This is a genomic window from Hyphomonas sp. FCG-A18 (genome assembly GCF_045287255.1).
In the GTDB taxonomy this organism is placed as follows: Bacteria; Pseudomonadota; Alphaproteobacteria; order Caulobacterales; family Hyphomonadaceae; genus Henriciella.
This window is the reverse complement of the sequence record NZ_CP137142.1, coordinates 161,038-183,629: the sequence shown is the minus strand read 5'-3', so window position 1 is coordinate 183,629 and position 22,592 is coordinate 161,038. Positions and strand designations below refer to the sequence as shown.

Sequence of the window (22,592 nt, the reverse complement as noted above, 5' to 3'; positions counted from 1 at the left end):
GGTAACATATGCGTGATCGCAATACACCCGGTCGCCCCCGCGAATTTGACGATACAGAAATGCTTCGAAAGATCATGACGCTGTTCTGGCAGGGCGGATATGAAGGCATATCGCTGTCGAGGATCATGAAAGAGACTGGCCTGCAAAAGGCCAGCCTATATGCTGCATTCGGTGATAAACGGGCCCTCTACCTCAAGGCCTTGTCGCAGTATCATACAGATGTTGTAACAGCGGCGGCGACGGCTTTGGAGACCCCATCTGCTCGCCCGGAAACACGGATCCAAGCGTTTCTTTCAGCTCCCCTTGATGGCGCAGCTACAGGAGATCGGTCCGGGTGCTTCCTGTGTAACGCCTCCGCAGATCAAGCAGACCTGAATACAGATACCCAAAAGCAGGTCACCGACGGGTTTGATCGTCTCACCCGCGCCCTTTGCCAGCCTATAGCAGAGCTGAACCCCGACCTTGATGCGGAAGCGGTGAAGAGCAAGGCACGCACACTGCTCAGCATCTATACCGGGCTGCGCATCATGGTGCGTAGCGGCCTCCCCCTGAACGATCTCAAGCCAATAACGGTCACCGCTTTGGAGCTGGCGCACGCTTAAGCAGTACTTAAGAAAGCCAGACAGGTTGTAAAATACTGTGCCTCACCCAAACACAGCTCGTTTAAGAGCTGACAACCAGCCCTTTCGCTTTATCTGTTTGTGAGGTTTTGATTGAGATGACCCGGTAAGCGGGTCATCCGCTTCTCACATCTGCATGGTCCAGCCTTCGACGCCCATGGCGGCCTGACGGACGGCTTCGGACAGGGTCGGGTGGGCATGGCAGGTACGGGCAATGTCTTCAGACGAGGTACCGATAAGTGTATTTGTTTAAGGTCGCACACAAGGACTCGAAGAACACTACTTATTGAGCTATATCTGGTAGACCAGACGGCTGGGCAGTCGCTGGTGGTTCGGGTAACTGGCCACTGGAGGAAAGTCCGGGCTCCATGGAGACAAGGCGGTGGATAACGTCCACCCGGCGCAAGCCGAGGGAAAGTGCCACAGAGAGTATACCGCCCCGGACCTGATCCGGGGTAAGGGTGAAAGGGTGCGGTAAGAGCGCACCGGGGCCTCAGTGATGCGGCCCGCATGGTAAACCCCGCCTGGAGCAAGACCGAATAGGGGGCGCGCTTGGGCTGTCTCTGGCCCGTGCCCCGGGTGTGTCGCGTCAGGCATGCGGTAACGCATGTCGCAGAGGAATGACTGCCCATCCCGCGCCTTTTACGGGCAGAGGTGGACAGAACCCGGCTTACAGGCCGTCTGGTTTTTATCTTCGGTTCGCCAGCGAAATTTTTGATCCAGTGGATCAAAAATAGAAGATGAATGAATCGGGTTTGAAGCGGATTGAGTTTTGCCACTGCGCTGACGCCCTCCGGGCGACGCAGTGGAAGCGGGTTCCGGTTTGGCTTCGCCAACCCATGAACCAGGCTCAAGGCTGTTTCTCCTTGCTTTTGAAACTTCCGCGATCAAAAGTTCCAGAAAAGGCTTTGGGAGGCTGAGATGATCCGCAATACGGTACTGGCGCTGCTAGGAGCTGCACTACTTCTGATCGGTGTGGTTGTGGTTCGTACGCTGAACTATGGCGGCACAGCGGCTTCGGTCGAACAGGTCAGCTTGCCTGAGGTTCCGGCCTTTGATGCAAACATAATCGCGCAGCGGCTAGGAGAAGCCATTCGATTTGAAACGATTACTGTCATCGCCGGAGATCCGCGCCCCGGCCTCGAAGGCCCATGGCTGGACATGCAAGCCTGGATGGAGGCAACCTATCCAGAGTTTCATGCAAGCGCGAGCAAGGAAACCATCCCGGGCGGCTATAGTCTGCTTTACACATGGGCCGGTAGCGATCCCTCTTTATCCCCCATCCTTCTCATGGCGCATCAGGATGTTGTCCCCGTTAATATTGGCACCGAAGGCGATTGGGAGGCCCCACCTTTCTCCGGCGCGATCCAGAATGGCTATATCTACGGTCGCGGCGCGATTGATGATAAAGGCTCGATGGTAGCCCTTTTCGAGGCGTTGAATGCGCTGGCCGAGGACGGCTTCCAGCCCCGCCGGACCATCCTGTTAATGCTGGGTCATGACGAGGAAGTCTCCGGCTCTGGCGCGGGTACGGGCATTGAGCTGCTCCGGTCCCGGAATATCGTCCCCGACATGGTGCTCGATGAAGGCTTCATGGCGATTGAGAATAATCCTCTTACGGGCGAAACGCTTGCCTTCATTGGGGTGGCGGAAAAGGGCTATCTGACCGTCGAAATCACGGCGAGCGCCGAAGGCGGGCATAGCTCTACACCCCCGCGTGATAGCGCGACGATACAGTTGGCCCGCACCTTAATCGCGCTAGAAGAAAATCAGATGCAAGCTGATTTATCCAACGAACCAGTGTCGACCTTGCTGGAATCTGCCGCCTCCGATATGCCATTTATACAGCGAATGGCCTTCGCCAATCCATGGTTACTCGGTTTCGCTATTGAAGATGCGGCCGAAAAAAGCGCTCCTTTTAATGCAATGATCCGCACCACAACAGCACCCACCATGCTGGTCGGTTCAGCAAAAGAGAATGTGCTGGCCCAACGCGCCACCGCCATCGTAAACTTCCGCATCCACCCGAATGATACCGAAGAAGACGTGATCGCCCATATTGAGCATGTCACCCGAAACATCGAAGGCTTAACGGTGAAAGCAGGGACAAGCGGTATTCGCGGTGCGGGCGCTTCCCCGGTCAGCCCGATTGATAATCGCGCTTATGCTATCCTACATGCCGTGGCAAAGGATGCGACTGACGGCGCTTCCGTCGCACCCGGCCTCGTGCTTGGAGCCACTGACAGCCGCTATGCCAATGCAATTACCGAAAATGTCTACCGCTTCATGCCCGCCCTGATGTCTCTGGAAGAGCTTTCCGGTTTCCATGGCACGAATGAGCGGATCAGTGTCGAGAATATGGGGCGCATGGCGCGCGGCTATGCGCAGATCATTCTGGCCATGGATGCCCCGGAATAGGGTTTCGTGCTAAATTGCCCTGATGGGTTCAAGCGGGATACCTGACGCACAAACGTGGTCTGAGCGATTGGTCGCTCTTACCCATTCGAAGTGGTTGTTGCCTGTCCTGTTCGCTGCACAGGTGGCGGAAACGACCTTTGTGCCCTGGCCTTATGAAGTCGCCTTCATTGCGCTTTGTCTTGCCGCCCGCGACCGGATCTGGCTTTTTGTTCTGATCACAGCCCTTGGCAGCGCGACCGCTGGTACAATCATGTACACACTTGGGGCGAACTTCCTGGACCCAATTTCGGCTTTTCTAGGAATTGAAGGCATAACAGCCAACTATCGTGAGACATTCGCGCAAGAAGGCGGAAAGTATATCTTCCTGAGCGGGCTAACCCCGATCCCATCATACCTCATAAACATGATTGCGGGGGCCAGCGGCTACCCCTTTCATGAGTTTCTTGCCCTGTTCACCAGCAGCCGGTTTCTACGTTTTCTTTTGCTCGGCGGTTTGCTCTATCTGTTCGGGGAGCAGATCGTTGGCGTATGGGAACGTCTGCCGCGATATGTGCGCTGGTCACTCATCGCTTTCCTCGCAATCACCATCTCATATTGGGTGATTTCAGACTTTGTCTGACAGGCACCGAGAGCAGCCTGATTCTCAAGTCTTGCTCTTCCCGCATCCGTCCTGTATGAGCGCGGTTTGCAGAAATCGGGTACCGGTCAGAAATCGGAGCCCTTAGCTTGAAAAGAGATCCCGCGATGAAAGCCGAAGGCCATCCCGACTACCACTTCATCACTGTTGTGATGACTGATGGAACCGAATACCAAACCCGTTCAACCTGGGGCAAGGAAGGCGACCGTCTGGTCCTCGACATTGACTCCAGCTCTCACCCGGCTTGGACAGGCGACCGTAACGCCAACCTCGACCGTGGTGGTCGTGTTTCTCGCTTTAAGGACAAGTTCAAAGGCTTCATGTAAGCTTGACGTCCAATACAGTTTCAAAAAGCCCCGGACATGTCCGGGGCTTTTTTGTATCCCCCTTACTGTCGTATCCTGTTTAGAGACGTATAGAGTGGTCACATGATTGACCCCGGCAGCATAAAGACCTGGTTTGGTGCGATCGCTCTGATCCTCACCTTTGTCGCCTTCTATCCCTATTTCAGGGGAGTTCTGGGCGGCGCAGTGCGCCCACACGTCTTCTCATGGTTGATATGGGCATTCGGAACAGTGACTGTCTTCGTTGCGCAACTCAGCGATGGCGCCGGGATCGGTGCCTGGCCGATTGGGGTTTCAGGTCTGATTACTCTCTGTGTCGCTATCCTCGCTTATCTAAAGAAAGGCGACACAACCATCGTGCGCATGGATTGGGTCTTCCTCCTCCTCGCCATGAGCGCACTGCCTTTATGGCTCCTGACGGAGACGGCATTGTCAGCGGTTTTGATCCTGACCTTTGTCGATCTGCTGGGCTTTGGGCCATCGGTCCGTAAGGCGTATCACGCACCTTATGATGAAAACGCTCTGTTCTTCGCTCTCGGTGCCTTGCGCAATGGCTTCGTTATCGCGGCGCTGGAAAACTATTCATGGACGACAGTCTTATTCCCTGCCGCGGTCGGTTTGGCGTGCCTGTTCTTCGTTGGGTTACTCATTTACAGGCGCAGCAAGATCGCCCCCATAGCCTCGCAGAAGCAAGACTGACTACATATGTTGTCAAAACTTGTTGACTTATCGTTTTTCAATAAGTATTACACCCAGGCGTTCAGGATCAAAGTTTAACCGTTTGCCTCAGGAGCATCCGAATGATCCGTTTATCCCTTGTTGCCGGTGCAGCCGCATTGGCGCTCTCATCACCCGCTTCCGCAGAAAGCAGAACCTACACAGAAACCGGTTTTACTGGCATCAGCGTTTCAGCGGGTATTAATGTCTCTTTCCGCACCGGGGATGATTACGCCATCACCGCCGAGAACCGCAAAGGTGATTTCAGCGATCTCGAAATCACCGTGAAAAATGACACGCTGGTCATCGGACGCAAAAAGAAGAATTGGGGCTGGGGTAAAAAGCCAGACTATCAGGTCAATGTGTCTGCCCCACAGCTTGATAGAATTAGCGCCTCCTCCGGATCAGACATTAAAGGCGGCGGCCTGTCAGGCGACAAAGTCTCTATTCGCACTTCTTCAGGGGCCGATGCCTCGATTACCGGCATTCAGGCCACCAATGTCGAGCTTGATTCCTCCAGTGGTTCAGACCTGGATGCCAGCGGTACGTGTGTGTCGATCGAGGCGGATGCTTCCTCAGGATCAGACATCAATGCTGGCAACCTGATCTGTGAAACAGGCGAAGCAGATGCGTCTAGCGGCGCCGACATCACCATCCATACGAGCCGCTCGATAGAAGCCGGGGCATCAAGCGGAGCTAATATTACGGTTCGCGGGAACCCATCCGAAACCGATATTGATAAATCTGTTTCGGGCTCTGTCCGCCTACGCGGCTAGGCCATACGGCTTTAGCTAAAGTCGAAATCTTCCATCTTATAGCCCGGATCAGGCCAGCTGAGGTCCATATCCTCGAGTGCACCGCGCACGATCCGGGCAATCATCGCGTTTCGGCGTGTGCGGCTGTCTGCAGGAACGATGTACCAAGGGGCGTGCTCAGTGGAGCAACGCTGAACCGCGGCCTCATAAGCCCCCATGAACTCTGGCCAAAGCTTTCGGTCCTCAAGATCACCCGGATTAAACTTCCAACGCTTATGCTCTTCGGTGATACGCTCCTGAAGGCGAATGCCCTGCTCTTCATACCCAACATTCAGCATGAATTTCAGAATGGTGACGCCGTTCTCAGTGAGGTGCTTCTCAAAGCTGTTAATCTGCTCATAGCGCTGTTCAACGACATCGGCTGGAGCAAACTCGCGGACCTTTACGACCAGAACATCCTCATAATGCGAGCGGTCAAAGACACCGATACGCCCCTTTCGGGGGACCGCATCATGAATACGCCATAGATAGTCATGCGCCAGTTCAGTTTTGCTCGGGGCTTTGAAGGCTTCAACCTGCATACCCAAAGGGCTGGTGTCGGCAAAGACATTCCGGATTACGCCGCTTTTGCCAGCCGTATCCATCCCTTGCAGAACAACGAGCAAGGCCCGGTCGCGATTGGCATAGAGCTTGTCCTGCAGCTCATTGATGACAGCCGCATCTTTCTTAAGGCTGATGCGGGCTTCTCGCTTTCCGGGGAATAAAGAGCGATCACCGCTATCGCGTGCACGGAGATCAAATGGCTTGCCCGGTTTGGCGATCAAAGCGTCGCGAACCTCGACCATAGTGGGATGGGCCATAATATCCTCCTGAAATCACATACAAAAAAGCCGCACCATGACAGCGCGGCTTTTGAATTTGTGCAAGCAGATGACTGCTTATGAAGAATAATATTCGACGACCTGTGATGGCTCCATCTGTACCGGGTAAGGCACATCAGACAGCTCTGGCATACGGATATAAGTCGCGGTCATCGCTTTAGGATCAACCTCGATATACTCTGGCAGGTCACGCTCTGGTGAACCCAGCGCTTCAAGCACCAGCGCCATATTGCGGGACTTTTCACGGATCTGTACAACGTCACCCGGCTTCAGGCGGTAAGAACCGATATTGGTCTTTACGCCGTTAACAGTGACGTGGCCGTGATTGACGAACTGACGCGCCGCAAAAATTGTTGGCACAAACTTTGAGCGATAAACGAAAGCGTCGAGACGAGACTCGAGCAGGCCGATCAGGTTCTCAGCAGTGTTCCCCTTGCGACGGTTAGCTTCGTCATAGGTCTTGCGGAACTGCTTCTCTGTGATGTCGCCATAGTAGAATTTCAGCTTCTGCTTGGCCATCAGCTGCATACCATAGTCAGAGACTTTGCCGCGGCGGTTGGGGCCGTGCTGTCCTGGCTTGTTTGGGCGTTTGTTTACAGGGCTCTTCGGGCGGCCCCAGATGTTCTCGCCAACGCGGCGATCAATCTTATACTTCGTCGAGTGACGACGTGACATGGCATCTATCCATTTTTGACGTGGGCTGGTCGAATTCCAGATGAAAACGACGATTGCAACGGCAGCACCACACCGACCCGTTCTGAAGCCGCGTCTAAAACAGGATTAAGCCACTTGAGTCAAGCAGCCACAACACCCCTAGTTCATATCCGGATCGAGATAATCGGCCATTATGCGCGTGTCTGATTTCTCCTGACGCCAGGTATAGATCGCGATTGATATCCAAGTGATGTGAAACACGACCCCAGCCAGAATGGCGAGCCAGCCTGGCACCTGTCCGATATGTGCCCGATAAATAAACTCTTCAAGGCTGGTGGCATCGACGGGATGGATGGCAATCTTGGCAAAGTAAGCCAGCCCCTGGATCCCGAAAATCCAGCCATAATTGCGGCGCAAACGACGACCCACGGCGCGCAGACCGCTGATCCGATACTGCGGGTGAATATAGTCATCGGACAGAGGCGAGCCTTTATCCTGCGGAATGGTGATCCCCTTGCCCTGCAGGATCGGCACGTAGACCGCGAGCTCCAGCAGGCGTGCCCGGAACTTCCACACCGTGAAATACCGATACCGACGCGCTTCAAGGATCAGGAACATCACTGAAAGCAAGCCTACCAGCACAATTGGCAATGGCGATGCATTGGCTGTCGCGAAACTGACCGAAAGGGCAATACCGGTTGAAACCACCGCCCAGTTCGTCGTCATGTCGAGCCGTTGGCGCCAAATCGTGGAACGATAGACTTCGGCGCGATATAGGTGCGCGAGTGCGCCAGCCTCAGCGCTGCCGCAAATCGGCTCGATCGGATCAGCATCAGGTTCTGTCATGCCTGCCCTATACCATGGGAGTCTTAATCGACCACTGCCAGAGTGCTTGTCGCACAGTAGCCATATTGATCGATCAGGCGATACCCGTCGATCGCTTGCCGGATATGCCGGGTATCCTCGCTGCTCGACTCTTCCCAAACGCGTTTGATTTGCGTTGTAAGATCGCCCTCGAAACGCCCGCGCCAAAAGGCATAACGAAGACTGTCCGAGAGCCCTGTTTTCAGGGTGGCTGATCTAAACATGGCGGAATCACAACGAATGGCCGCCAGTTCAGCCGCAGCATGCGCATAGATCATCAACTCAAACGTATCAGCCCGCCCGGCAAGCTCCAACAGCGCCGCATTGATCCGAGTTGCCGCTTCAGGGTCGGTTAGACGAAGACGTACCCCGGCTGAAAGTAGCGCATCGGTACGAGCATAGCGCAAAGGTCCGCCGCTTTGTCGAGCCGCCTGGATCAAAGCATCGACTCCACCATTCATGAGAAGCGGTTCAGCCTTCGACCACCCATAATCCGCTCCTGTCTCATGCGAGCCATCATCAAAATCAGCGATCGCGCGTTCTGCCCGCTTTCTTTTGTCTTGCGGCAAAGCGATGGCGGCACGGTAAAGTGCCTCAACCATCTGGGCTTTTTCCGGCATGGGGGTCCGTTCCGACGCTTGAGCAGCGGCAAACCAGTTACATCCCATCATCGCTAGAAGGATTACAAACAATCTGATCATGGCCTTCTTTGCCATGGCGGGTGTGAATGGAAGCTGAGCAGTAAAAGTGCCCAAGAGTCACACATCAAACGGTTTGCACCCGCTGCAGTGCAACAAAATGCTTGGAGGACAGGGCAACACACCTAAATACTCCACCTGGTAAGGGGCGAGGACCCCAAATGAGGGGCTTACACATCATGGCAAATGATCAAAAGCTAAAGAAGAATCTGACCCTGTTCGATGTCTATGCGGTCTCGACAGGCGCGATGTTCAGTTCAGGCTTCTTCCTGCTACCCGGTATTGCCGCCGGATATACCGGTGACAGTGTCTATCTTGCCTATCTGATTGCGGGCGTGCTGATTTTGCCCGCCATGTTCTGCATGGGTGAGCTGTCAACCGCGATGCCCAAGGCAGGGGGGACATATTACTTCCTGGACCGCGCTCTGGGGCCACTTTTCGGAACAATTGGCGGGCTTGGCTCATGGGTCGCCGTTATCTTTAAAAGCGCTTTCGCCCTGGTTGGGATGGGCGCCTACCTTAGCCTCTACATCGATGTGCCGATTATTGCGTTGGCGGTCATTTTGACCATCGTCTTCGGGCTGATCAACGCCTTTGGTGCCAAGGAAACCACCGTTTTGCAACGCGTTCTGGTTGGAACGCTTGTGATCATTCTCGCCGCTTTCACCATTCTGGGCCTTTCTGAAACGGGCATCACAGACAGTTGGCAACCCAATGGCGGGGACGAGGCATTTTTTAGCGCTGGATTTGTTGGTTTCATCTCAACAATCGGCCTAGTCTTCGTGTCTTATGCCGGCCTGACAAAGGTCGCCTCAGTCGCCGAAGAAATCCAGAATCCAGACCGCAATATTCCGCTCGGCATGGTCCTGTCCCTGATTACCGCGACAGCGGTTTACACCCTCGGGACGCTCGTCATTATCAACTTGCTGCCACCCGCAGAGCTACATAACAGCCTGACCCCGGTTGCTGATGCGGGCGAAAAATTCCTTGGCTGGGTACCGTACGATTTTGGCATTATTCTCATCGTAGTCGCCGCCATCGCCGCTTTTGCCTCAACCGGGAATGCGGGCATCCTGTCCGCTTCGCGCTATCCATTTGCGATGGCAAAGGACAAACTAATGCCTAAGCAGTTCAGCCAATTGGGCAGCTTTGGCACTCCAACCTTTTCAATCATGGTCACCGTTGCTGTCATGATTGGAGTAATCTTGCTGTTTGATGTTGAGGCGGTTGCGAAACTGGCCTCAGCCTTCCAGTTGCTGCTATTTGGCCTCGTCTGTCTGGCGGTGATCGTGATGCGCGAAAGCCGGATTGCCAGCTACAAGCCCGGCTTCCGCTCCCCCTTCTACCCATGGACACAAGTGGTCGGTATTCTGATCAGCTTCTGGCTGATCGTTGAAATGGGCATCCTGTCAATTGGCTTTACGGGCATGCTGACCATTGCCTGTGCCTTCTGGTACCAGTTCTACGCCTCCGGCAATATGCAGCGCCGCGGCGCAATTTTCCACGTACACGAGCGTTTGGGACAAATGCGGTATGAAGGGCTTGAGCGCGAGCTGATGACCATCATCCACGATCGCACACAGGACCAGAACCTCTCTTATGAAAATCTGATCGCACGCTGTGTCGTGCACAATTACAGCGTCGGCAGCTATTCACGCGATATGCTGGTCGAGGAAGTGAAGAATATTGCGCATTCAGCCTTCGATATTGAGCGTGAAACGCTCAATGAAGTCTTCGCAACCGGGCGCGCCACCATGCACCCCTTGAGCGAGCATGTGGTTCTTGCTTATCGCAGTAATGAGATGATCACGCGGCCTGAACTGGTCGTTTTCCGGTTTAGCCAGCAAACACGTATTGCGATAGACGGCCTCAGCGATGTGCACACAGTGATGGTCTTGCTTTGCCCACGTAAACCTGCGGGTCTGGATCTGCGTCTGGCCGGTCACCTCGCTGAAGTGGTTCAGTCTTTTGATTTTGACCGACGCTGGCTCGCCGCCACCAGTGACAAGGATATGAACGAGATCCTGATGCGCGATGACCACTTCCTGCATGCCCCAATCAGCGATTTCCCTTATCTGGAAGAGCATGTCGGCAAGCCTCTGGCCGATTTTGACCTGCCTGAAAGCTGTTTGATCGCGATCATTGAGCGAGATGGCAACATTATCATCGCGGCACCGAAAGAGGTCCTCCAACCAGGTGATCTTGTTGCGGTGATTGGTGAGCCTGATGACTTGGCACGCCTGAAACGAAACGATTTTTGATTTTTCGATTGATCGTTACACGCACACCTGATTAGCCACAGGTATGTCAGCTCCAAAACGCACCCATATACGCCGCTATACGTCCATGGCATCGGCTCTGGACATCATCCAGAACAAGCGGATCACCCTGCTCAGCCCCAAGACGTGGGATGATCGCAATGATGCGTTCCTAATGGATCAGTACAAGGAGAAGAAGGGGCTTAAGAACTTACACGCGATCTGTTTTGCCGAGGCCTCTGAAACTTATCACCATTGGCGCGTGTTCACCCATTCCAGTGACGGGATCTGCATCACATTCAAGAAAGATGTGTATCTGGACATGCTTGAAGGAGACCCGAATCTGGAATCCCGCACAGTCGACTACCTGAAGATCCAGGATGTCAAAAAGAACAATATCCCGATCGACAGCATCCCCTTCACAAAACGACACGCCTTCAAGGCGGAGCAAGAATTTCGAACGATCTACAAATCGCGCGATGAAAGCCGCAGTGCGTCAAAGATCATCCCGATAGAACTGAGCTGTATCAGCACAGTTATCATCAACCCCTGGCTGCCTGCGCCGCTGTATGAAACCGTAAAATCAATCTTCCGGCAATACACCGCGAGAACAGGGATCCGGATACGGCAATCGAACCTGATCGATAATCAGCTGTTCAAGGCCTCTATTCTAAGCGAGGGCAGCTAGCCGCGCCCGCGATAAGGCGCGACCCCTGTATCGGGGACATAAAGGCCTTCAGGTACGTTCCCCGTCTGCCAGAACACATCGATGGGAATGCCGCCACGCGGATACCAATAACCACTGATACGCAGCCAGCGCGGGTCGAGCAGGTCAGCAATATCCTTGCCCACGCGCAGCGTACAATCCTCATGGAAACCGCCATGATTGCGGAAACCGGTCAGGAAGAGTTTCAGAGATTTGCTTTCTACCAGCCAGTCGCCGGGCGCATAATCGATCACCAGATGCGCAAAATCCGGCTGGTTCGTCACCGGGCAAAGCGAAGTAAACTCCGGGCAGACAAACCGCGCGAGATAAAGCGTATCAGGATGCGGATTGGGCACACGCTCCAGGATTGCCTCATCGGGTGAACTGGGTGCCCCAGTTTGTTTTCCGAGTTGATCCAACCCTGAGTAAATATCTTTATCTGACATACCTAAACCCCCAAGCTAAAGGTTGGAATGAGTTCAAACCGAAGGGCCATATAGAGGAAGTATCCGGCCAGAAGGATCAAGCCCTCCAGTCGCGCAATCCGTCTGCCGGTAAAGGCAAACAGGCCAAGCAAGAAGACAGACAGGACCAAGGCTCCCATGTCGGTCCAGGTGACCAGAGACACTGAGTACAAAGCGGCCTCAACTGACCGGAGCTGCTCCAGCCCATAAACAACGCCGCCATTGAGCAGGCTGAACGGGTAAACGATGGCCGAAACGCCCAGAATGCCGAGAATGTTGAAGACGTTCGAACCAAGGACATTGCCCAAGGCCACATCGGCCTTACCCTTACGCGCGGCCATAATCGCGGTCACCAGTTCTGGTAAACTGGTCCCGATAGCCACAATGGAAATTCCGATTACCGTTTCGGACACACCAAACAAGCGCGCCGCTTGTGAACCGCCATCCACAAGGAAACGAGCCCCGAAGATCACCGCAGCGATCCCACCAAGGGTCAGCAAAAGTGAAATCCAGACCGGATCATCGGTCTCAAACTCTTCAGCCTCTTCAGCGTGCATGGCCGCTGCCGCGCTGTTCTCACGGCGATCCAGAATGATCGAGCCAACGAGGTAGAAGAGTAAAAGCGCGACAAGCGCGATCCCGGCTTCGCGCGTAAATAGGTCGAAATAAACGAGTACCGCAAACAGGATTGTCACTGCGACCATGAAGATGCCGTCTCGGGCAAGCGCGCGCGGCTGGGTCAGGATCGGCGCGACCAAAGCGGCAGCGCCAATGACGAGAAGCACATTGGCAACATTTGAACCGATAACATTACCAACAGACAGGCCAACCGCCCCGGTCGAAAGGGCCTGCAAGCTGGTGACCATTTCCGGTAGGCTTGTGCCAAAGCCTACAAGCGTCAGACCGATGATCAGCTCTGACATGCCCACTTTTCGGGCTACCCCAACGGAGCCTCTGACCAAAGCCTCCCCACCGACAAATAACAGAACAAATCCGGCAAGGATTAGAATAGCAATCATCATTATCAAAAAGGCCCTCTGAACGCCCCGACACATATGGATCACTCCTCCCAGAAAGCCAATGGGGCGTTAGCGGTTGGAAATTTGCTCTGTCACGAATTTTCACTTGCCGACCCTGAGCGACAGGTCCAATACGGCACGCCTAGATGCGAACCGGAGCCGACCGTGGCTGAACAAGCGCCAATTGAAACAGATCGCAAACTCCCACTTCCTTTGTGGGAGTTGGTACCTCTTGTGGCTGCGCTCATGGCGCTGAACGCGCTGGCCATCGATATCATGCTGCCAGCGCTCGGCGATATTTCTGAGTATTATGACCTCACAAACCCCAATGATCAGCAACTCGTGGTGTTCATTTATGTGATGGGATTTGGGGTCCCGCAGCTGTTCTTTGGCCCCGTCTCAGATCGCTTCGGACGCAAGGGGCTCTTGCAGCTTTGCCTGATTGGCTATGCGATCGCTGGCTTCCTGTGTATGGCAACCAATGCATTCTGGATGCTGCTTGTTGTCCGCTTCATTCAAGGCGTGTTTGCTGCTGGCGTCAGGGTTATCGCAGTTTCAATCGTTCGAGATCTGATGGCCGGCCGAGCGATGGCCCGGGTCATGTCTCTGGTCATGACCGTCTTTATGATCGTGCCTATTCTCGCCCCAACCATTGGCGCGGGGATCATGCTGTTTGCCCCATGGGAGTGGACATTCGGGGTTCTGGGTCTTGCCGGTTTGATCATGCTGGCCTGGGTTCAGGTCCGTCTGCCGGAAACCTTGCCGGAGACCGCGCGCCAGCCCCTGAACATGACGCAGACCACCCGCGCCTATCGCCAGACTCTGACCACACGTGTGACCTTTGGTTATATGGCCGCCAGCGGGGTCATCTTTGGTGCCCTCTTCGCCTTTGTTGCGGCCTCTGAGCAGATTTTCAGCGACGTATTCGGTATGGAAGAGACATTTGCCCTCTGGTTTGCAGGCGTTGCCGCTTGTCTCGGCGTCGCTAACTTCACCAATGCGAGAATTGTCGAGCGCATCGGGATGCGCCGGATCAGCCATAGCGTGATGTTCGCCTTCCTTGTTCTGGCAAGCCTCAATGTCATCCTGATGCAGATCTTTGGCGAACAGCTTTGGATTTTCTATCCGCTTTTCTGTCTGACTTTTGCCTGTTTCGGCATGATGGGTGCCAACTTCTCAGCGCTCGCTCTGGAGCCGCTTGGAAAAATCGCAGGAACGGCCAGTGCGGCCTACGGATTTGCCACCAGTACCGTGGCTAGCGGCTTTGGCTATCTTGTCGCCAGCCAGTTCAATGGCAGCGTAATCCCTGTCATGATCGGCTTTGTCGGCCTTGGCATCCTGTCGCTGAGTATCATCACATGGACCGAACGCGGAAAACTGTTCAGCTCCCGCTAGGCATCCCGCCACGTGCCGGGGGCAAGATCTGCCAGCCGCCATTCCCCAATGCGATGACGGATCAGACGCAATGTTGGATGCCTGACCGCGGCTGTCATCCGTCGCACCTGCCGGTTGCGCCCCTCAGCAATCGTGACCTCAATCCAGCTATCCGGTACGCTTTTGCGAAACCGGATGGGCGGGGTCCGGGGCCACAGGCCTTGAGGCTCCTCAACCCGGCGGATCTTCGCTGGTGCCGTGCGACCATCCTTCAAATCCACGCCCTCCCGTAGAGCCGTCAGAGCCTCTTCACTGGGAATACCCTCAACCTGAACCCAGTAAGACTTTGTCGTCTTGTGCTTTGGGTCACTGATCCGGTTTTGCAGCTTACCATTATCGGTCAGGACCAGCAGGCCTTCGCTATCCTTATCCAAGCGCCCGGCAGCATAAACGCCCGGAACATCGATAAAGTCCGACAGGGTTTGACGCTTCGTGCTCTCAGTCCCCTTATCGGTGAACTGAGACAGGACGTTAAATGGCTTGTTGAACAGAATGATACGAGTCATGGGGCACGCCCTAACCCATCAGGCATCCTGTAGCCAGCGGGCTTCAACAACATCGACGACATCATCCATGATATCCGTGATCATGAAGTCTTTTGGCGTGTAAACGCGGCGCACCCCCATCTGCCGCAAGGCCTGCTCATCCTCATATGGAATGATCCCCCCGACGACGAGCGGAACAGACTCCATTCCGGCTTGCTGCATCTGGGCGAGTGTCTCCCGAACCAGATCAAGATGGCTTCCAGACAGGATTGAAAGCCCGATCACATGCGCATTAGCGGCTTTGGCCTGCGCAACGATTTCAGCTGGCGTGAAGCGAATGCCATCATAGACGACGTCCATCCCGCAGGCGCGTGCGCGAGCCGCAATCTGTTCGGCGCCATTGGAGTGCCCATCCAAGCCAGGCTTGCCCAGAACATAAGTCAGGCGACGGCCCATCCGCTCTGATAGAGCGTCAACGCGAGCCTTTGTTTTCTCAATCGCTTCATCACCGCCCGTTTCGATCGAGACCGCAACGCCCGTCGGGCCACGATACTCGCCGAAGACCTCGCGCAGTGCTGTCCCCCATTCACCGCTGGTTACCCCAGCCTTTGCTGCAGCGATGGAAGGTTCCATGATATTTGTGCCAGACACGGCCGCTTCTTTCAGGGCAGCAAGGGCAGTTTCTACCGCCCCATTATCGCGCTTTGCGCGCCAGCTTTTCAGCGCTTCAACCTGCTGGCGTTCCACCATGGGATCGACAGTCTGGATCGCATCATTACCTGCGCCCAGCGGGCTTTCCTCGGTCTGGGTGTAGGCATTGACGCCGACGACTTTCAGATCGCCGCTTTCAATTCCCTTGATGCGATCGATATGCGCCCCAACGAGGCTTTCTTTCATATAACCAACCGCCTCGACCGCGCCGCCCATCTGATCAATCTTGGACAATTCTTCCCGGGCCATGTCCTTGAGCTGTGTGGTCTTACCATCCACAACATGAGAACCATCAAACAGGTCCTCATACTCCAGAAGGTCCGTCTCATAAGCGAGGATTTGCTGCATCCGCAGCGACCATTGCTGGTCCCATGGCCGCGGCAGACCAAGCGCTTCATTCCACGCCGGCAATTGCAAAGCCCGGCAGCGCGCCCGCTTTGACAGGGTGACCGCCAGTGCCTCAATCAGGATGCGGTACACATTGTTCTCTGGCTGTGGCTCGGTCAGGCCGAGCGAGTTTACCTGTACGCCATAACGGAAGCGCAGCGCCTTAGTGTCGGTGACACCATAACGCTCTTTGCCAATCTCTTCCCAGAGGTCGACAAAAGCCCGCATTTTACACAGCTCGGTGACAAAGCGCACACCCGCATTCACGAAGAAAGAGATACGGCCAAAGACAATGCTGAAATCCTCTTCGGGCACCTGCCCGCCAGCTTTTACCGCATCTAGAACGGCACAGGCTGTGGCCAGCGCATAGGCCAACTCCTGCTCCGGGGTCGCGCCGGCTTCCTGCAAGTGATAGGAACAGACATTGAGCGGATTCCACTTCGGCACCTCAGTGTAGCACCAGCTCACCATATCGCTGATCAGGCGCATGCTCGGCTGGGGCGGGAAGACATAGGTGCCGCGGGAGAGATATTCCTTGATAATATCATTCTGCGTCGTCCCACGCAGCTTCGCCCGATCATCACCTCGCTCATCCGCCAGAGCGACATAGAGCGAGAGCAACCACGCTGCTGGCGCATTGATAGTCATTGAGGTGTTCATTTCCTCAAGCGGCAGCTCTGCAAACAGGGTACGCATGTCACCGAGATGGCCAACCGGAACGCCAACCTTCCCAACCTCACCACGGGCAAGGATATGATCACTATCGTAAGCGGTCTGAGTTGGTAGATCGAATGCGATCGACAGGCCCGTTTGTCCTTTGGACAGGTTCTTCCGGTAAAGCGCATTCGACTTTTGTGCCGTTGAGTGCCCAGCATAGGTTCGGAAAATCCATGGCCGATCTGCTGCATGCTGGAATGCCGTATCTGCCATGATTGTCCTCCGAAATTTTATTTTGTTGCGGCGCAACATGGCGGAGACGAAAGCTTTCGGCAAGCCCCTATGACTGAGACGAAATCGCACGATCCTTGGGAAATCCCGGTTCCATTCCCGTGCCAGAGCCTATATCAGCCACAGCATAAACGGAGGTTCTGATGCCCACTGCTTTATTGTTTCCGCTCTTGTTGCGTGTTGCTGGCCCCGTTGCCTTTGTTATGGCCGCCCTTACGGCAGGAGCAATGAACCGCTCGTTCCTGATTATTCCACTGCTAGCCCTGACAGCCACCGCGACAACCATACTCATTCGCAAGCTGAGCCCATCGCCAGTGATGAACCTGCAAACCATGCTAAACCCGAATGCCAGTGGGCAGGTGCAGAATGCATATGCTGGCATGGGTCGCCGCTTTGGTATTGGCCTTGTTGGATATTTGCTGGCTTTTGGCCTGGCTGCGCTCATCGCAGCTTTGTTTCAGGAAACAGAGTTTCAGCAGGCGTTAGCCACAACTGATCTCTGGCTCCTGCTGGTTCCAGCAATCATAGCAGGCATATTCGCCTGGCTCTCAGCGCGCTCCGGTGCCAATCAGATGGCGGAAATGATGGGACAGATGCAGAGCATGTTTAGTGAAATGCAGGCCCAGCAAGGCGCTGGGCAAGCCGCAAATGACGATGACGCGTTCACCGTTGAAGGTGAAGTCATTGACCCGGATAAGAAATCATAGCCAGTCAATCACCCCAGTGTCGGCGCCAAGATAGTCATAGTAAATCTGCTGCACTTGCCGGGTCACTGGCCCCGGCTGACCTGTCCCAATAGGTCGTTGATCAATCGATAGGATGGGCGCAATCACGACGCCTGTAGAGCTTATGAACGCTTCATTAGCAGCGAACATTTCCTCCAGTGTGTAGGCACGCTCCTCAACCCGCAGACCATTTTGGCGCAGCAAATCTGCTAACGTTCTACGGGTTATGCCCGGCAGCAAAGCGCGCGAGAGGTCCCGCGTAACCAGCGTTTCATCTGCACCGACTATCCAAGTATTAGCCGACGCTGCTTCGGTAACAAATCCATCTTCATGCATAATCGCTGTGTGCGCCCCAGCCCGCCGCGCTTCGCGATAGGCCAGCGTTTGCGAAAGCAACTGTGTGGTCTTCATATCGCGGCGTTTCCATCGCGTATCTTCAATCGAAATCGCTGTAATCCCATCTTGCGCGAGGTCTCCGATGAGAGTCTTGTGTGTGGCAAACATGAAAAGGCCCGGTGTCAGCTCCTCCGGCCCGTAAAAATCACGCGGACCATGCACCCCGCCTGTCACCTGCAGATAAATCAAACCTTCAGTCAGATTATTCCGCGTCATAATTTCCTGATGTAATGAGGCAAGGTCTACGTCTGGTTCTGCGATTTCAATACCGGCCAGTGTCCGGCTTAACCGCGCCAAATGCCCCTCAAAATCAATCAGTTTGCCATTGTAAACGGCGGTTACTTCATAAGCGGCCTGGCCAAACAGGAACCCTCGATCAAAGGGAGAAATTCTGGCGTTTTCGGCAGGAACAAAGTCCCCGTTCACATACACCCAAGACGTGTTTGACATGTTTGCAACACTCGCACTTAAGACCAATGAATAATTGCTGCGATGCACAATTTGCTCTTGCAATGCAACAATTGTGAAGTCACTCTGACCCAGAACACGCATTTCGTGAAGATGGTATGTAAGCCACGCCGGAGTGCAAACAGGAGGAAAGGATGCCTGACACCATGCAAACCGTCAGCCGCGAGAAAAAAGATATTTATGCCATCGGGGAAATCCCGCCGGAGTTTCACGTTCCGAAGTTCATGCACGCCTGGGCCATTCGCCGCGAACGCCATGGTCGCCCAGCCACCGCGATGCAGGTTGAGCAAGTCCCGGTCCCGGAGATTGATAGTGATGAGGTTCTGGTCCTCGTTATGGCGGCAGGTGTCAATTATAATGGAATCTGGGCGGCTCTTGGGGAGCCGATTTCACCCTTCGATGGGCATAAGGAAGAGTATCACATTGCCGGGTCTGATGCGTCAGGTATCGTCTGGGCGGTAGGCCGTAAAGTCACCCGTGTAAAACCCGGTGATGAAGTCGTGATTCACTGTAATCAGGATGATGGCGACGACGAGGAATGCAATGGCGGCGATCCCATGTTCTCACCCAGCCAGCGAATCTGGGGCTATGAAACGCCGGATGGTTCCTTCGCGCAGTTCTGCCGGGTACAGGCGCGCCAGTGTATGCCCCGCCCGAAGCACCTGACATGGGAAGAAAGCGCCTGTTACACGCTGACACTGGCGACCGCCTACCGCATGCTGTTTGGTCATCGCCCACATATCGTGAAACCAGGCCAGAATGTTCTGGTCTGGGGCGCTTCCGGCGGCCTTGGCAGTTTTGGAGTACAGCTTTGTGCGGTGACGGGGGCACACGCGATCGGCGTGGTTGGGTCAGATGACAAGAAGGACTTTGTCTATTCCATGGGCGCAAAGGGCGTCCTGAACCGCAAAGACTATAATTGCTGGGGGCAGCTCCCGACTGTGAACGGTCCGGAGTTTTCCGACTATATGCGCGAGAGCCGAAAGTTCGGCAAAGCGATCTGGGAAATCACGGGTCGCAAAGATGTCGATATCGTCTTTGAACATCCCGGTGAAAGCACTTTCCCCGTCTCTGTCTTCGTCGTGAAGCGTGGTGGCATGGTTGTAATCTGCGCCGGTACGACGGGCTTTAACCTGACCATGGATGCGCGCTTCCTGTGGATGCGCCAGAAACGCGTTCAAGGTAGCCACTTTGCCCACCTGAAACAGGCCAGCGCAGCAAACCAGTTGGTTATCGACCGCCGGATTGACCCATGTATGTCAGAGGTTTTCAGCTGGGCTGATATTCCGGCTGCACATGAGAAGATGCTCGATAACAAGCATGCCCCGGGTAATATGGCCGTTCTGGTTAGCAGCCCGAAGCCGGGGCTGCGCACTGTTGAGGATGTTCTCGAGGTTGGGCCACTTCCGGCGCAATAAGCCCGCTAGTTTATAACTGGCGTAAACGCTTGTGGAACGGGCTGGACTTCGCTCACGCCCGTTTCGCTTTGTGGATCAATCTCCAGGATTGAAAGCCCCCGCTGCGCCGCACCATCATAGCGGAAGCGGAACAGGCCATTTACCCCGGCAAAACCATCTGGATTGGTCAGTTCGGAGACCGTCAGGTCGCCATCCTGTGACAGCGCCATCGATAGGGCTGCAGCATCATAGGCAACAGCACCAAGGGATGTTGGGGACTGGCCATATTGACGGGTATAACGGGTGACAAAGTCATCCATTTCGATCTTTGGCGCAGCCGGGAACCACGCACCGCGCAAGCTAGGTTCACGCCAGACATCAGGATCGTTCCAGGACCCAATGCCCAGCATTTTCACCTCGCGGGTGTCGACCCCCTCATAAGCCAAAAGCGGCGCAATACGGCGCAAACGGTTGCCCCGCTCGGGCACCAGAACGGCCACCCGCTCACCACGGTTGACCGCAGCCATAATGGTACGCGCAAAGGTTTTCGCTTCAGTATCGGGGTTTATTGTGCTCGAGAGATAGAAAGCCGAGGTGATGACCTGCCCACCACTCTGGACCGCTTCAAATTCAAGCGCGCGTTGTACTTTCTGACCAAGCGCGGAATTCGGCCCGAAATAGGCGAAGCTGCTATAGCCCCGCAAAGCCGCATACTGGACAATCGCGCGAACCTCTTCCTCAGGCGCAACAGAGGCAAGCCATGCTCCGCCGCCTGCAACGGTGCTATCATTTGAAAAAGCGATGATCGGTGCACCTGTACCGCTCAAACCTTCACGAACAATCGGCACATTCGCGCCAAATAGAGGGCCAAAGACCATATCAACTTCATTGCGCCGGAAAGCTTCAGCCACTTCAGCAGCCTGATCCGTTGCCCCGCGTGTATCTTCCGGGATCAGGACATAATCTGGCCCCGCATGGTCAAACAGCGCGAGTTCAATTGCGGCCAGCATGCCTTCAGCCTGCTTGCGGACATTGGCATTGGGGTGACTGAACGGCAAAGCCACACCAGCGCGCACCAGCTCACGATCCTGCATGAATGGCGGTGTGTAAGCGACTATCGCCTCTTCACCACCCTCACCCTCAAGCTCCCCCATGCCAAGCTCTCCGGTCTCCTCACCGTCGATACCCTCGCCCGGCACAGGGTCTACCCGGGGTTGCCCGCTTGAGATTGGCCCCACAGGACCAGCAGGTTGTGTCGCGCATCCCGCAAGAATGAGGAAAGCAGAAAAAAACAGGCTTGGCGCGAGGGCTGCAAAGCGCGATGCTGGCCGAGATGTCATCTGATATATCCTCTTCGAGTCGCCTATCTGGCGAACCTAAATCCACGCGCGGGGCGGCGCAACCGCTAGACCCCGGCCTTTATGTTGTTTCCACACCCATCGGCAATCTGCGCGATATTACGCTTCGCGCCCTCGATGTCTTAAGACAGGCCGACGAAATCCTGGCTGAAGACACACGCATTGCTCGCCGATTGCTAGATGCCCATGATATCCGCGCCAAAGTCAGCCCCTATCATGACCATAATGGGGCAATCCGCCGCCCGGACATTCTGGAAAAACTCGCCTCTGGAGCTTCGCTCGCCCTGATAAGCGATGCCGGAACCCCGCTCGTCTCTGATCCGGGCTATAAACTGGTCCATGAGGCTTCAGAGTCCGGACATAAAATCATCCCGGTCCCCGGTGCCTCAGCTTTGTTGGCAGGTCTGGTCACCAGCGGCCTGCCTAGTGACAGGTTTATGTTTTGCGGTTTCTTGCCCGCAAAATCAAAGGGTCGGCAAAGCGAAGCCGCACGCCTGGCAGAAATTCCGGCAACTCTGGTTTTTTATGAAACAGGCCCGCGGCTGGCCAGCAGTCTTGCGGACCTGTCTGAAGTGCTTGGAAAAGATCGGACTGCAGCGGTCGCACGCGAGCTCACCAAGCTATTTGAGGAAACCCGCCGCGGCACGCTCGAGGAACTGGCACAGCACTATGCTGAAAGCTCGCCGCCAAAGGGCGAGATTGTCCTGCTGATCGGCCCACCTGTCGAACAGGCACTGGATCAGGATCAGATTGATAATGCCCTGAAAACTGCCCTTGAAACCCTACCCATGAAGCAGGCAGCCAATCAGGTCGCTGCGCAGTTCAATATCCCAAAACGCGATGCCTATCAGCGCGCTCTGACTCTCAAAGATGGCTAGACCCACACGGAAATCACGCAGAAAAGCCGAGGCGCGAGGCCGACAGGCAGAGACCTTTGCGGCCCTGTTTCTGCAGGCCAAGCTTTATACAATTCTCGACCGCCGGGTTCGCCTTCCAATGGGCGAAGTCGACCTGATTGCCAAGCGCGGTTCAATCCTGGCTTTTGTCGAAGTTAAGCAGCGCCCAACTCGCGCGCTCTGCCAACAAGCCGTCCCGCCACAGAGCTGGCAGCGTATTGCTCGCACAGCGGAAAGCTGGGCGGGAAAACGCGGGTTCACGCAGGATCTGGATTGGCGCTATGATCTGATTGCGGTCACACCGTTCAGCCTTCCTCATCATTTCAAAGATTATTGGCGGCCATAGTCTTGC

23 protein-coding genes, 1 other RNA gene and 1 pseudogene are annotated in these 22,592 nt (G+C 55.1%); 14 read left to right on the top strand and 11 right to left on the bottom strand.

The features are described from left to right. Window positions 1-8 precede the first annotated feature (8 nt). Window positions 9-602 carry a TetR/AcrR family transcriptional regulator gene (locus RYZ27_RS00875; RefSeq protein WP_406680472.1) on the top strand — a complete coding sequence of 198 codons (594 nt, stop codon included), beginning with the start codon at window positions 9-11 and terminating at the stop codon, window positions 600-602. Between the two features lie 144 nt (window positions 603-746). Here the strand turns inward: RYZ27_RS00875 and RYZ27_RS00870 are convergent. Continuing rightward, window positions 747-854: pseudogene (locus tag RYZ27_RS00870) on the bottom strand (hypothetical protein); the annotation flags it as partial. Between the two features lie 71 nt (window positions 855-925). Here RYZ27_RS00870 and rnpB point away from each other — a divergent pair. The 6 genes from rnpB (at window position 926) to RYZ27_RS00840 (ending at window position 5,512) form a co-directional block, all read left to right on the top strand. Continuing rightward, window positions 926-1,309, top strand: an RNA gene (gene rnpB, locus RYZ27_RS00865) — RNase P RNA component class A. A gap of 232 nt (window positions 1,310-1,541) precedes the next feature. Then, complete coding sequence (locus tag RYZ27_RS00860; protein ID WP_406680471.1) at window positions 1,542-3,038, top strand: M20 family peptidase; 1,497 nt, start codon at window positions 1,542-1,544, stop codon at window positions 3,036-3,038. 22 nt (window positions 3,039-3,060) lie between these two features. Continuing rightward, the gene (locus RYZ27_RS00855; protein ID WP_406680470.1) at window positions 3,061-3,657 is read left to right on the top strand and encodes a YqaA family protein; all 597 of its coding nucleotides are present in this window, start codon (window positions 3,061-3,063) and stop codon (window positions 3,655-3,657) included. Between the two features lie 125 nt (window positions 3,658-3,782). Then, window positions 3,783-4,001, top strand: a complete 219-nt coding sequence (gene rpmE, locus RYZ27_RS00850; RefSeq protein WP_406681795.1) for a 50S ribosomal protein L31 — start codon at window positions 3,783-3,785, stop codon at window positions 3,999-4,001. A 102-nt stretch (window positions 4,002-4,103) separates the two neighbouring features. Then, the gene (locus RYZ27_RS00845) at window positions 4,104-4,718 is read left to right on the top strand and encodes a hypothetical protein (RefSeq protein WP_406680469.1); all 615 of its coding nucleotides are present in this window, start codon (window positions 4,104-4,106) and stop codon (window positions 4,716-4,718) included. 101 nt (window positions 4,719-4,819) lie between these two features. Continuing rightward, window positions 4,820-5,512, top strand: coding sequence for a GIN domain-containing protein (locus tag RYZ27_RS00840; RefSeq protein ID WP_406680468.1), 693 nt, complete (start codon window positions 4,820-4,822; stop codon window positions 5,510-5,512). 11 nt (window positions 5,513-5,523) lie between these two features. Here the strand turns inward: RYZ27_RS00840 and RYZ27_RS00835 are convergent, their stop codons facing one another. The 4 genes from RYZ27_RS00835 to RYZ27_RS00820 form a co-directional block, all read right to left on the bottom strand. Further along, window positions 5,524-6,351 carry a PPK2 family polyphosphate kinase gene (locus tag RYZ27_RS00835; protein WP_406680467.1) on the bottom strand — a complete coding sequence of 276 codons (828 nt, stop codon included), beginning with the start codon at window positions 6,349-6,351 and terminating at the stop codon, window positions 5,524-5,526. A gap of 78 nt (window positions 6,352-6,429) precedes the next feature. Beyond that, complete coding sequence (gene rpsD / locus RYZ27_RS00830; protein WP_406680466.1) at window positions 6,430-7,047, bottom strand: 30S ribosomal protein S4; 618 nt, start codon at window positions 7,045-7,047, stop codon at window positions 6,430-6,432. Between the two features lie 138 nt (window positions 7,048-7,185). Further along, window positions 7,186-7,872, bottom strand: coding sequence for a DUF2270 domain-containing protein (locus tag RYZ27_RS00825; RefSeq protein WP_406680465.1), 687 nt, complete (start codon window positions 7,870-7,872; stop codon window positions 7,186-7,188). A gap of 23 nt (window positions 7,873-7,895) precedes the next feature. Then, entirely contained in the window at window positions 7,896-8,591 is a 696-nt protein-coding gene (locus RYZ27_RS00820) for a hypothetical protein (protein ID WP_406680464.1), read from the bottom strand. A 176-nt stretch (window positions 8,592-8,767) separates the two neighbouring features. Here RYZ27_RS00820 and RYZ27_RS00815 point away from each other — a divergent pair, with 176 nt between their 5' ends. Both RYZ27_RS00815 and RYZ27_RS00810 read left to right on the top strand, forming a co-directional pair. Next, a complete protein-coding gene (locus tag RYZ27_RS00815; RefSeq protein WP_406680463.1) occupies window positions 8,768-10,849 on the top strand; it encodes an amino acid permease in 2,082 nt (693 codons plus the stop codon). A gap of 43 nt (window positions 10,850-10,892) precedes the next feature. Further along, a complete protein-coding gene (locus RYZ27_RS00810; RefSeq protein WP_406680462.1) occupies window positions 10,893-11,534 on the top strand; it encodes a hypothetical protein in 642 nt (213 codons plus the stop codon). On the opposite strand, the gene queF is transcribed toward RYZ27_RS00810, so the two are convergent. Together queF and RYZ27_RS00800 are read right to left on the bottom strand one after the other, a co-directional pair. Next, complete coding sequence (queF, locus tag RYZ27_RS00805) at window positions 11,531-11,998, bottom strand: preQ(1) synthase (protein WP_406680461.1); 468 nt, start codon at window positions 11,996-11,998, stop codon at window positions 11,531-11,533. The two genes, RYZ27_RS00810 and queF, sit on opposite strands and share 4 nt — an antisense overlap. A gap of 2 nt (window positions 11,999-12,000) precedes the next feature. Beyond that, window positions 12,001-13,038 (bottom strand): calcium/sodium antiporter, encoded by a 1,038-nt coding sequence (locus RYZ27_RS00800; protein WP_406680460.1) that lies wholly within the window; start codon window positions 13,036-13,038, stop codon window positions 12,001-12,003. A gap of 162 nt (window positions 13,039-13,200) precedes the next feature. On the opposite strand from RYZ27_RS00800, the gene RYZ27_RS00795 reads away from it, so the two are divergent. Continuing rightward, complete coding sequence (locus tag RYZ27_RS00795) at window positions 13,201-14,430, top strand: multidrug effflux MFS transporter (protein ID WP_406680459.1); 1,230 nt, start codon at window positions 13,201-13,203, stop codon at window positions 14,428-14,430. Here RYZ27_RS00795 and RYZ27_RS00790 read toward each other — a convergent pair. After that, the gene (locus RYZ27_RS00790; RefSeq protein ID WP_406680458.1) at window positions 14,427-14,975 is read right to left on the bottom strand and encodes a pseudouridine synthase; all 549 of its coding nucleotides are present in this window, start codon (window positions 14,973-14,975) and stop codon (window positions 14,427-14,429) included. The two genes, RYZ27_RS00795 and RYZ27_RS00790, sit on opposite strands and share 4 nt — an antisense overlap. An 18-nt stretch (window positions 14,976-14,993) precedes the next feature. After that, window positions 14,994-16,982 carry a methylmalonyl-CoA mutase family protein gene (locus RYZ27_RS00785; protein ID WP_406680457.1) on the bottom strand — a complete coding sequence of 663 codons (1,989 nt, stop codon included), beginning with the start codon at window positions 16,980-16,982 and terminating at the stop codon, window positions 14,994-14,996. Window positions 16,983-17,143: 161 nt separating this feature from the next. Here RYZ27_RS00785 and RYZ27_RS00780 point away from each other — a divergent pair, with 161 nt between their 5' ends. Then, the gene (locus RYZ27_RS00780) at window positions 17,144-17,707 is read left to right on the top strand and encodes a hypothetical protein (protein ID WP_406680456.1); all 564 of its coding nucleotides are present in this window, start codon (window positions 17,144-17,146) and stop codon (window positions 17,705-17,707) included. Here RYZ27_RS00780 and RYZ27_RS00775 read toward each other — a convergent pair. Further along, window positions 17,702-18,673, bottom strand: coding sequence for an aminotransferase class IV (locus tag RYZ27_RS00775; protein ID WP_406680455.1), 972 nt, complete (start codon window positions 18,671-18,673; stop codon window positions 17,702-17,704). The two genes, RYZ27_RS00780 and RYZ27_RS00775, sit on opposite strands and share 6 nt — an antisense overlap. Window positions 18,674-18,735: 62 nt before the next feature. Here RYZ27_RS00775 and ccrA point away from each other — a divergent pair, with 62 nt between their 5' ends. Further along, window positions 18,736-20,007 (top strand): crotonyl-CoA carboxylase/reductase, encoded by a 1,272-nt coding sequence (ccrA, locus tag RYZ27_RS00770; RefSeq protein ID WP_406681794.1) that lies wholly within the window; start codon window positions 18,736-18,738, stop codon window positions 20,005-20,007. Between the two features lie 5 nt (window positions 20,008-20,012). Here ccrA and RYZ27_RS00765 read toward each other — a convergent pair whose 3' ends face one another. Then, window positions 20,013-21,326 (bottom strand): penicillin-binding protein activator, encoded by a 1,314-nt coding sequence (locus tag RYZ27_RS00765; protein WP_406680454.1) that lies wholly within the window; start codon window positions 21,324-21,326, stop codon window positions 20,013-20,015. Between RYZ27_RS00765 and rsmI the strand changes: the two genes are divergently transcribed. Together rsmI and RYZ27_RS00755 are read left to right on the top strand one after the other, a co-directional pair. Beyond that, window positions 21,320-22,222: a 16S rRNA (cytidine(1402)-2'-O)-methyltransferase gene (gene rsmI / locus RYZ27_RS00760; protein ID WP_406680453.1), complete on the top strand. Its 903-nt coding sequence runs from the start codon at window positions 21,320-21,322 to the stop codon at window positions 22,220-22,222. The genes RYZ27_RS00765 and rsmI overlap by 7 nt on opposite strands. Next, the gene (locus tag RYZ27_RS00755) at window positions 22,215-22,586 is read left to right on the top strand and encodes a YraN family protein (protein ID WP_406680452.1); all 372 of its coding nucleotides are present in this window, start codon (window positions 22,215-22,217) and stop codon (window positions 22,584-22,586) included. The genes rsmI and RYZ27_RS00755 overlap by 8 nt, the downstream gene beginning before the upstream one ends. Window positions 22,587-22,592: the final 6 nt, after the last annotated feature.

What these genes read in the sequence shown, in the direction of transcription:
- RYZ27_RS00775 (WP_406680455.1), bottom strand. Translation starts at nt 18,673, where the DNA reads ATGCGTGTTCTGGGTCAGAGTGACTTCACAATTGTTGCATTGCAAGAG.
- RYZ27_RS00835 (WP_406680467.1), bottom strand. Translation starts at nt 6,351, where the DNA reads ATGGCCCATCCCACTATGGTCGAGGTTCGCGACGCTTTGATCGCCAAA.
- RYZ27_RS00840 (WP_406680468.1), top strand. Translation starts at nt 4,820, where the DNA reads ATGATCCGTTTATCCCTTGTTGCCGGTGCAGCCGCATTGGCGCTCTCA.
- rpmE (WP_406681795.1), top strand. Translation starts at nt 3,783, where the DNA reads ATGAAAGCCGAAGGCCATCCCGACTACCACTTCATCACTGTTGTGATG.
- RYZ27_RS00810 (WP_406680462.1), top strand. Translation starts at nt 10,893, where the DNA reads ATGTCAGCTCCAAAACGCACCCATATACGCCGCTATACGTCCATGGCA.
- RYZ27_RS00790 (WP_406680458.1), bottom strand. Translation starts at nt 14,975, where the DNA reads ATGACTCGTATCATTCTGTTCAACAAGCCATTTAACGTCCTGTCTCAG.
- RYZ27_RS00820 (WP_406680464.1), bottom strand. Translation starts at nt 8,591, where the DNA reads ATGATCAGATTGTTTGTAATCCTTCTAGCGATGATGGGATGTAACTGG.
- RYZ27_RS00845 (WP_406680469.1), top strand. Translation starts at nt 4,104, where the DNA reads ATGATTGACCCCGGCAGCATAAAGACCTGGTTTGGTGCGATCGCTCTG.
- RYZ27_RS00825 (WP_406680465.1), bottom strand. Translation starts at nt 7,872, where the DNA reads ATGACAGAACCTGATGCTGATCCGATCGAGCCGATTTGCGGCAGCGCT.
- queF (WP_406680461.1), bottom strand. Translation starts at nt 11,998, where the DNA reads ATGTCAGATAAAGATATTTACTCAGGGTTGGATCAACTCGGAAAACAA.
- RYZ27_RS00755 (WP_406680452.1), top strand. Translation starts at nt 22,215, where the DNA reads ATGGCTAGACCCACACGGAAATCACGCAGAAAAGCCGAGGCGCGAGGC.
- RYZ27_RS00765 (WP_406680454.1), bottom strand. Translation starts at nt 21,326, where the DNA reads ATGACATCTCGGCCAGCATCGCGCTTTGCAGCCCTCGCGCCAAGCCTG.
- RYZ27_RS00800 (WP_406680460.1), bottom strand. Translation starts at nt 13,038, where the DNA reads ATGATGATTGCTATTCTAATCCTTGCCGGATTTGTTCTGTTATTTGTC.
- RYZ27_RS00875 (WP_406680472.1), top strand. Translation starts at nt 9, where the DNA reads ATGCGTGATCGCAATACACCCGGTCGCCCCCGCGAATTTGACGATACA.
- rpsD (WP_406680466.1), bottom strand. Translation starts at nt 7,047, where the DNA reads ATGTCACGTCGTCACTCGACGAAGTATAAGATTGATCGCCGCGTTGGC.
- rsmI (WP_406680453.1), top strand. Translation starts at nt 21,320, where the DNA reads ATGTCATCTGATATATCCTCTTCGAGTCGCCTATCTGGCGAACCTAAA.
- RYZ27_RS00855 (WP_406680470.1), top strand. Translation starts at nt 3,061, where the DNA reads ATGGGTTCAAGCGGGATACCTGACGCACAAACGTGGTCTGAGCGATTG.
- ccrA (WP_406681794.1), top strand. Translation starts at nt 18,736, where the DNA reads ATGCAAACCGTCAGCCGCGAGAAAAAAGATATTTATGCCATCGGGGAA.
- RYZ27_RS00815 (WP_406680463.1), top strand. Translation starts at nt 8,768, where the DNA reads ATGGCAAATGATCAAAAGCTAAAGAAGAATCTGACCCTGTTCGATGTC.
- RYZ27_RS00860 (WP_406680471.1), top strand. Translation starts at nt 1,542, where the DNA reads ATGATCCGCAATACGGTACTGGCGCTGCTAGGAGCTGCACTACTTCTG.
- RYZ27_RS00785 (WP_406680457.1), bottom strand. Translation starts at nt 16,982, where the DNA reads ATGGCAGATACGGCATTCCAGCATGCAGCAGATCGGCCATGGATTTTC.
- RYZ27_RS00780 (WP_406680456.1), top strand. Translation starts at nt 17,144, where the DNA reads ATGCCCACTGCTTTATTGTTTCCGCTCTTGTTGCGTGTTGCTGGCCCC.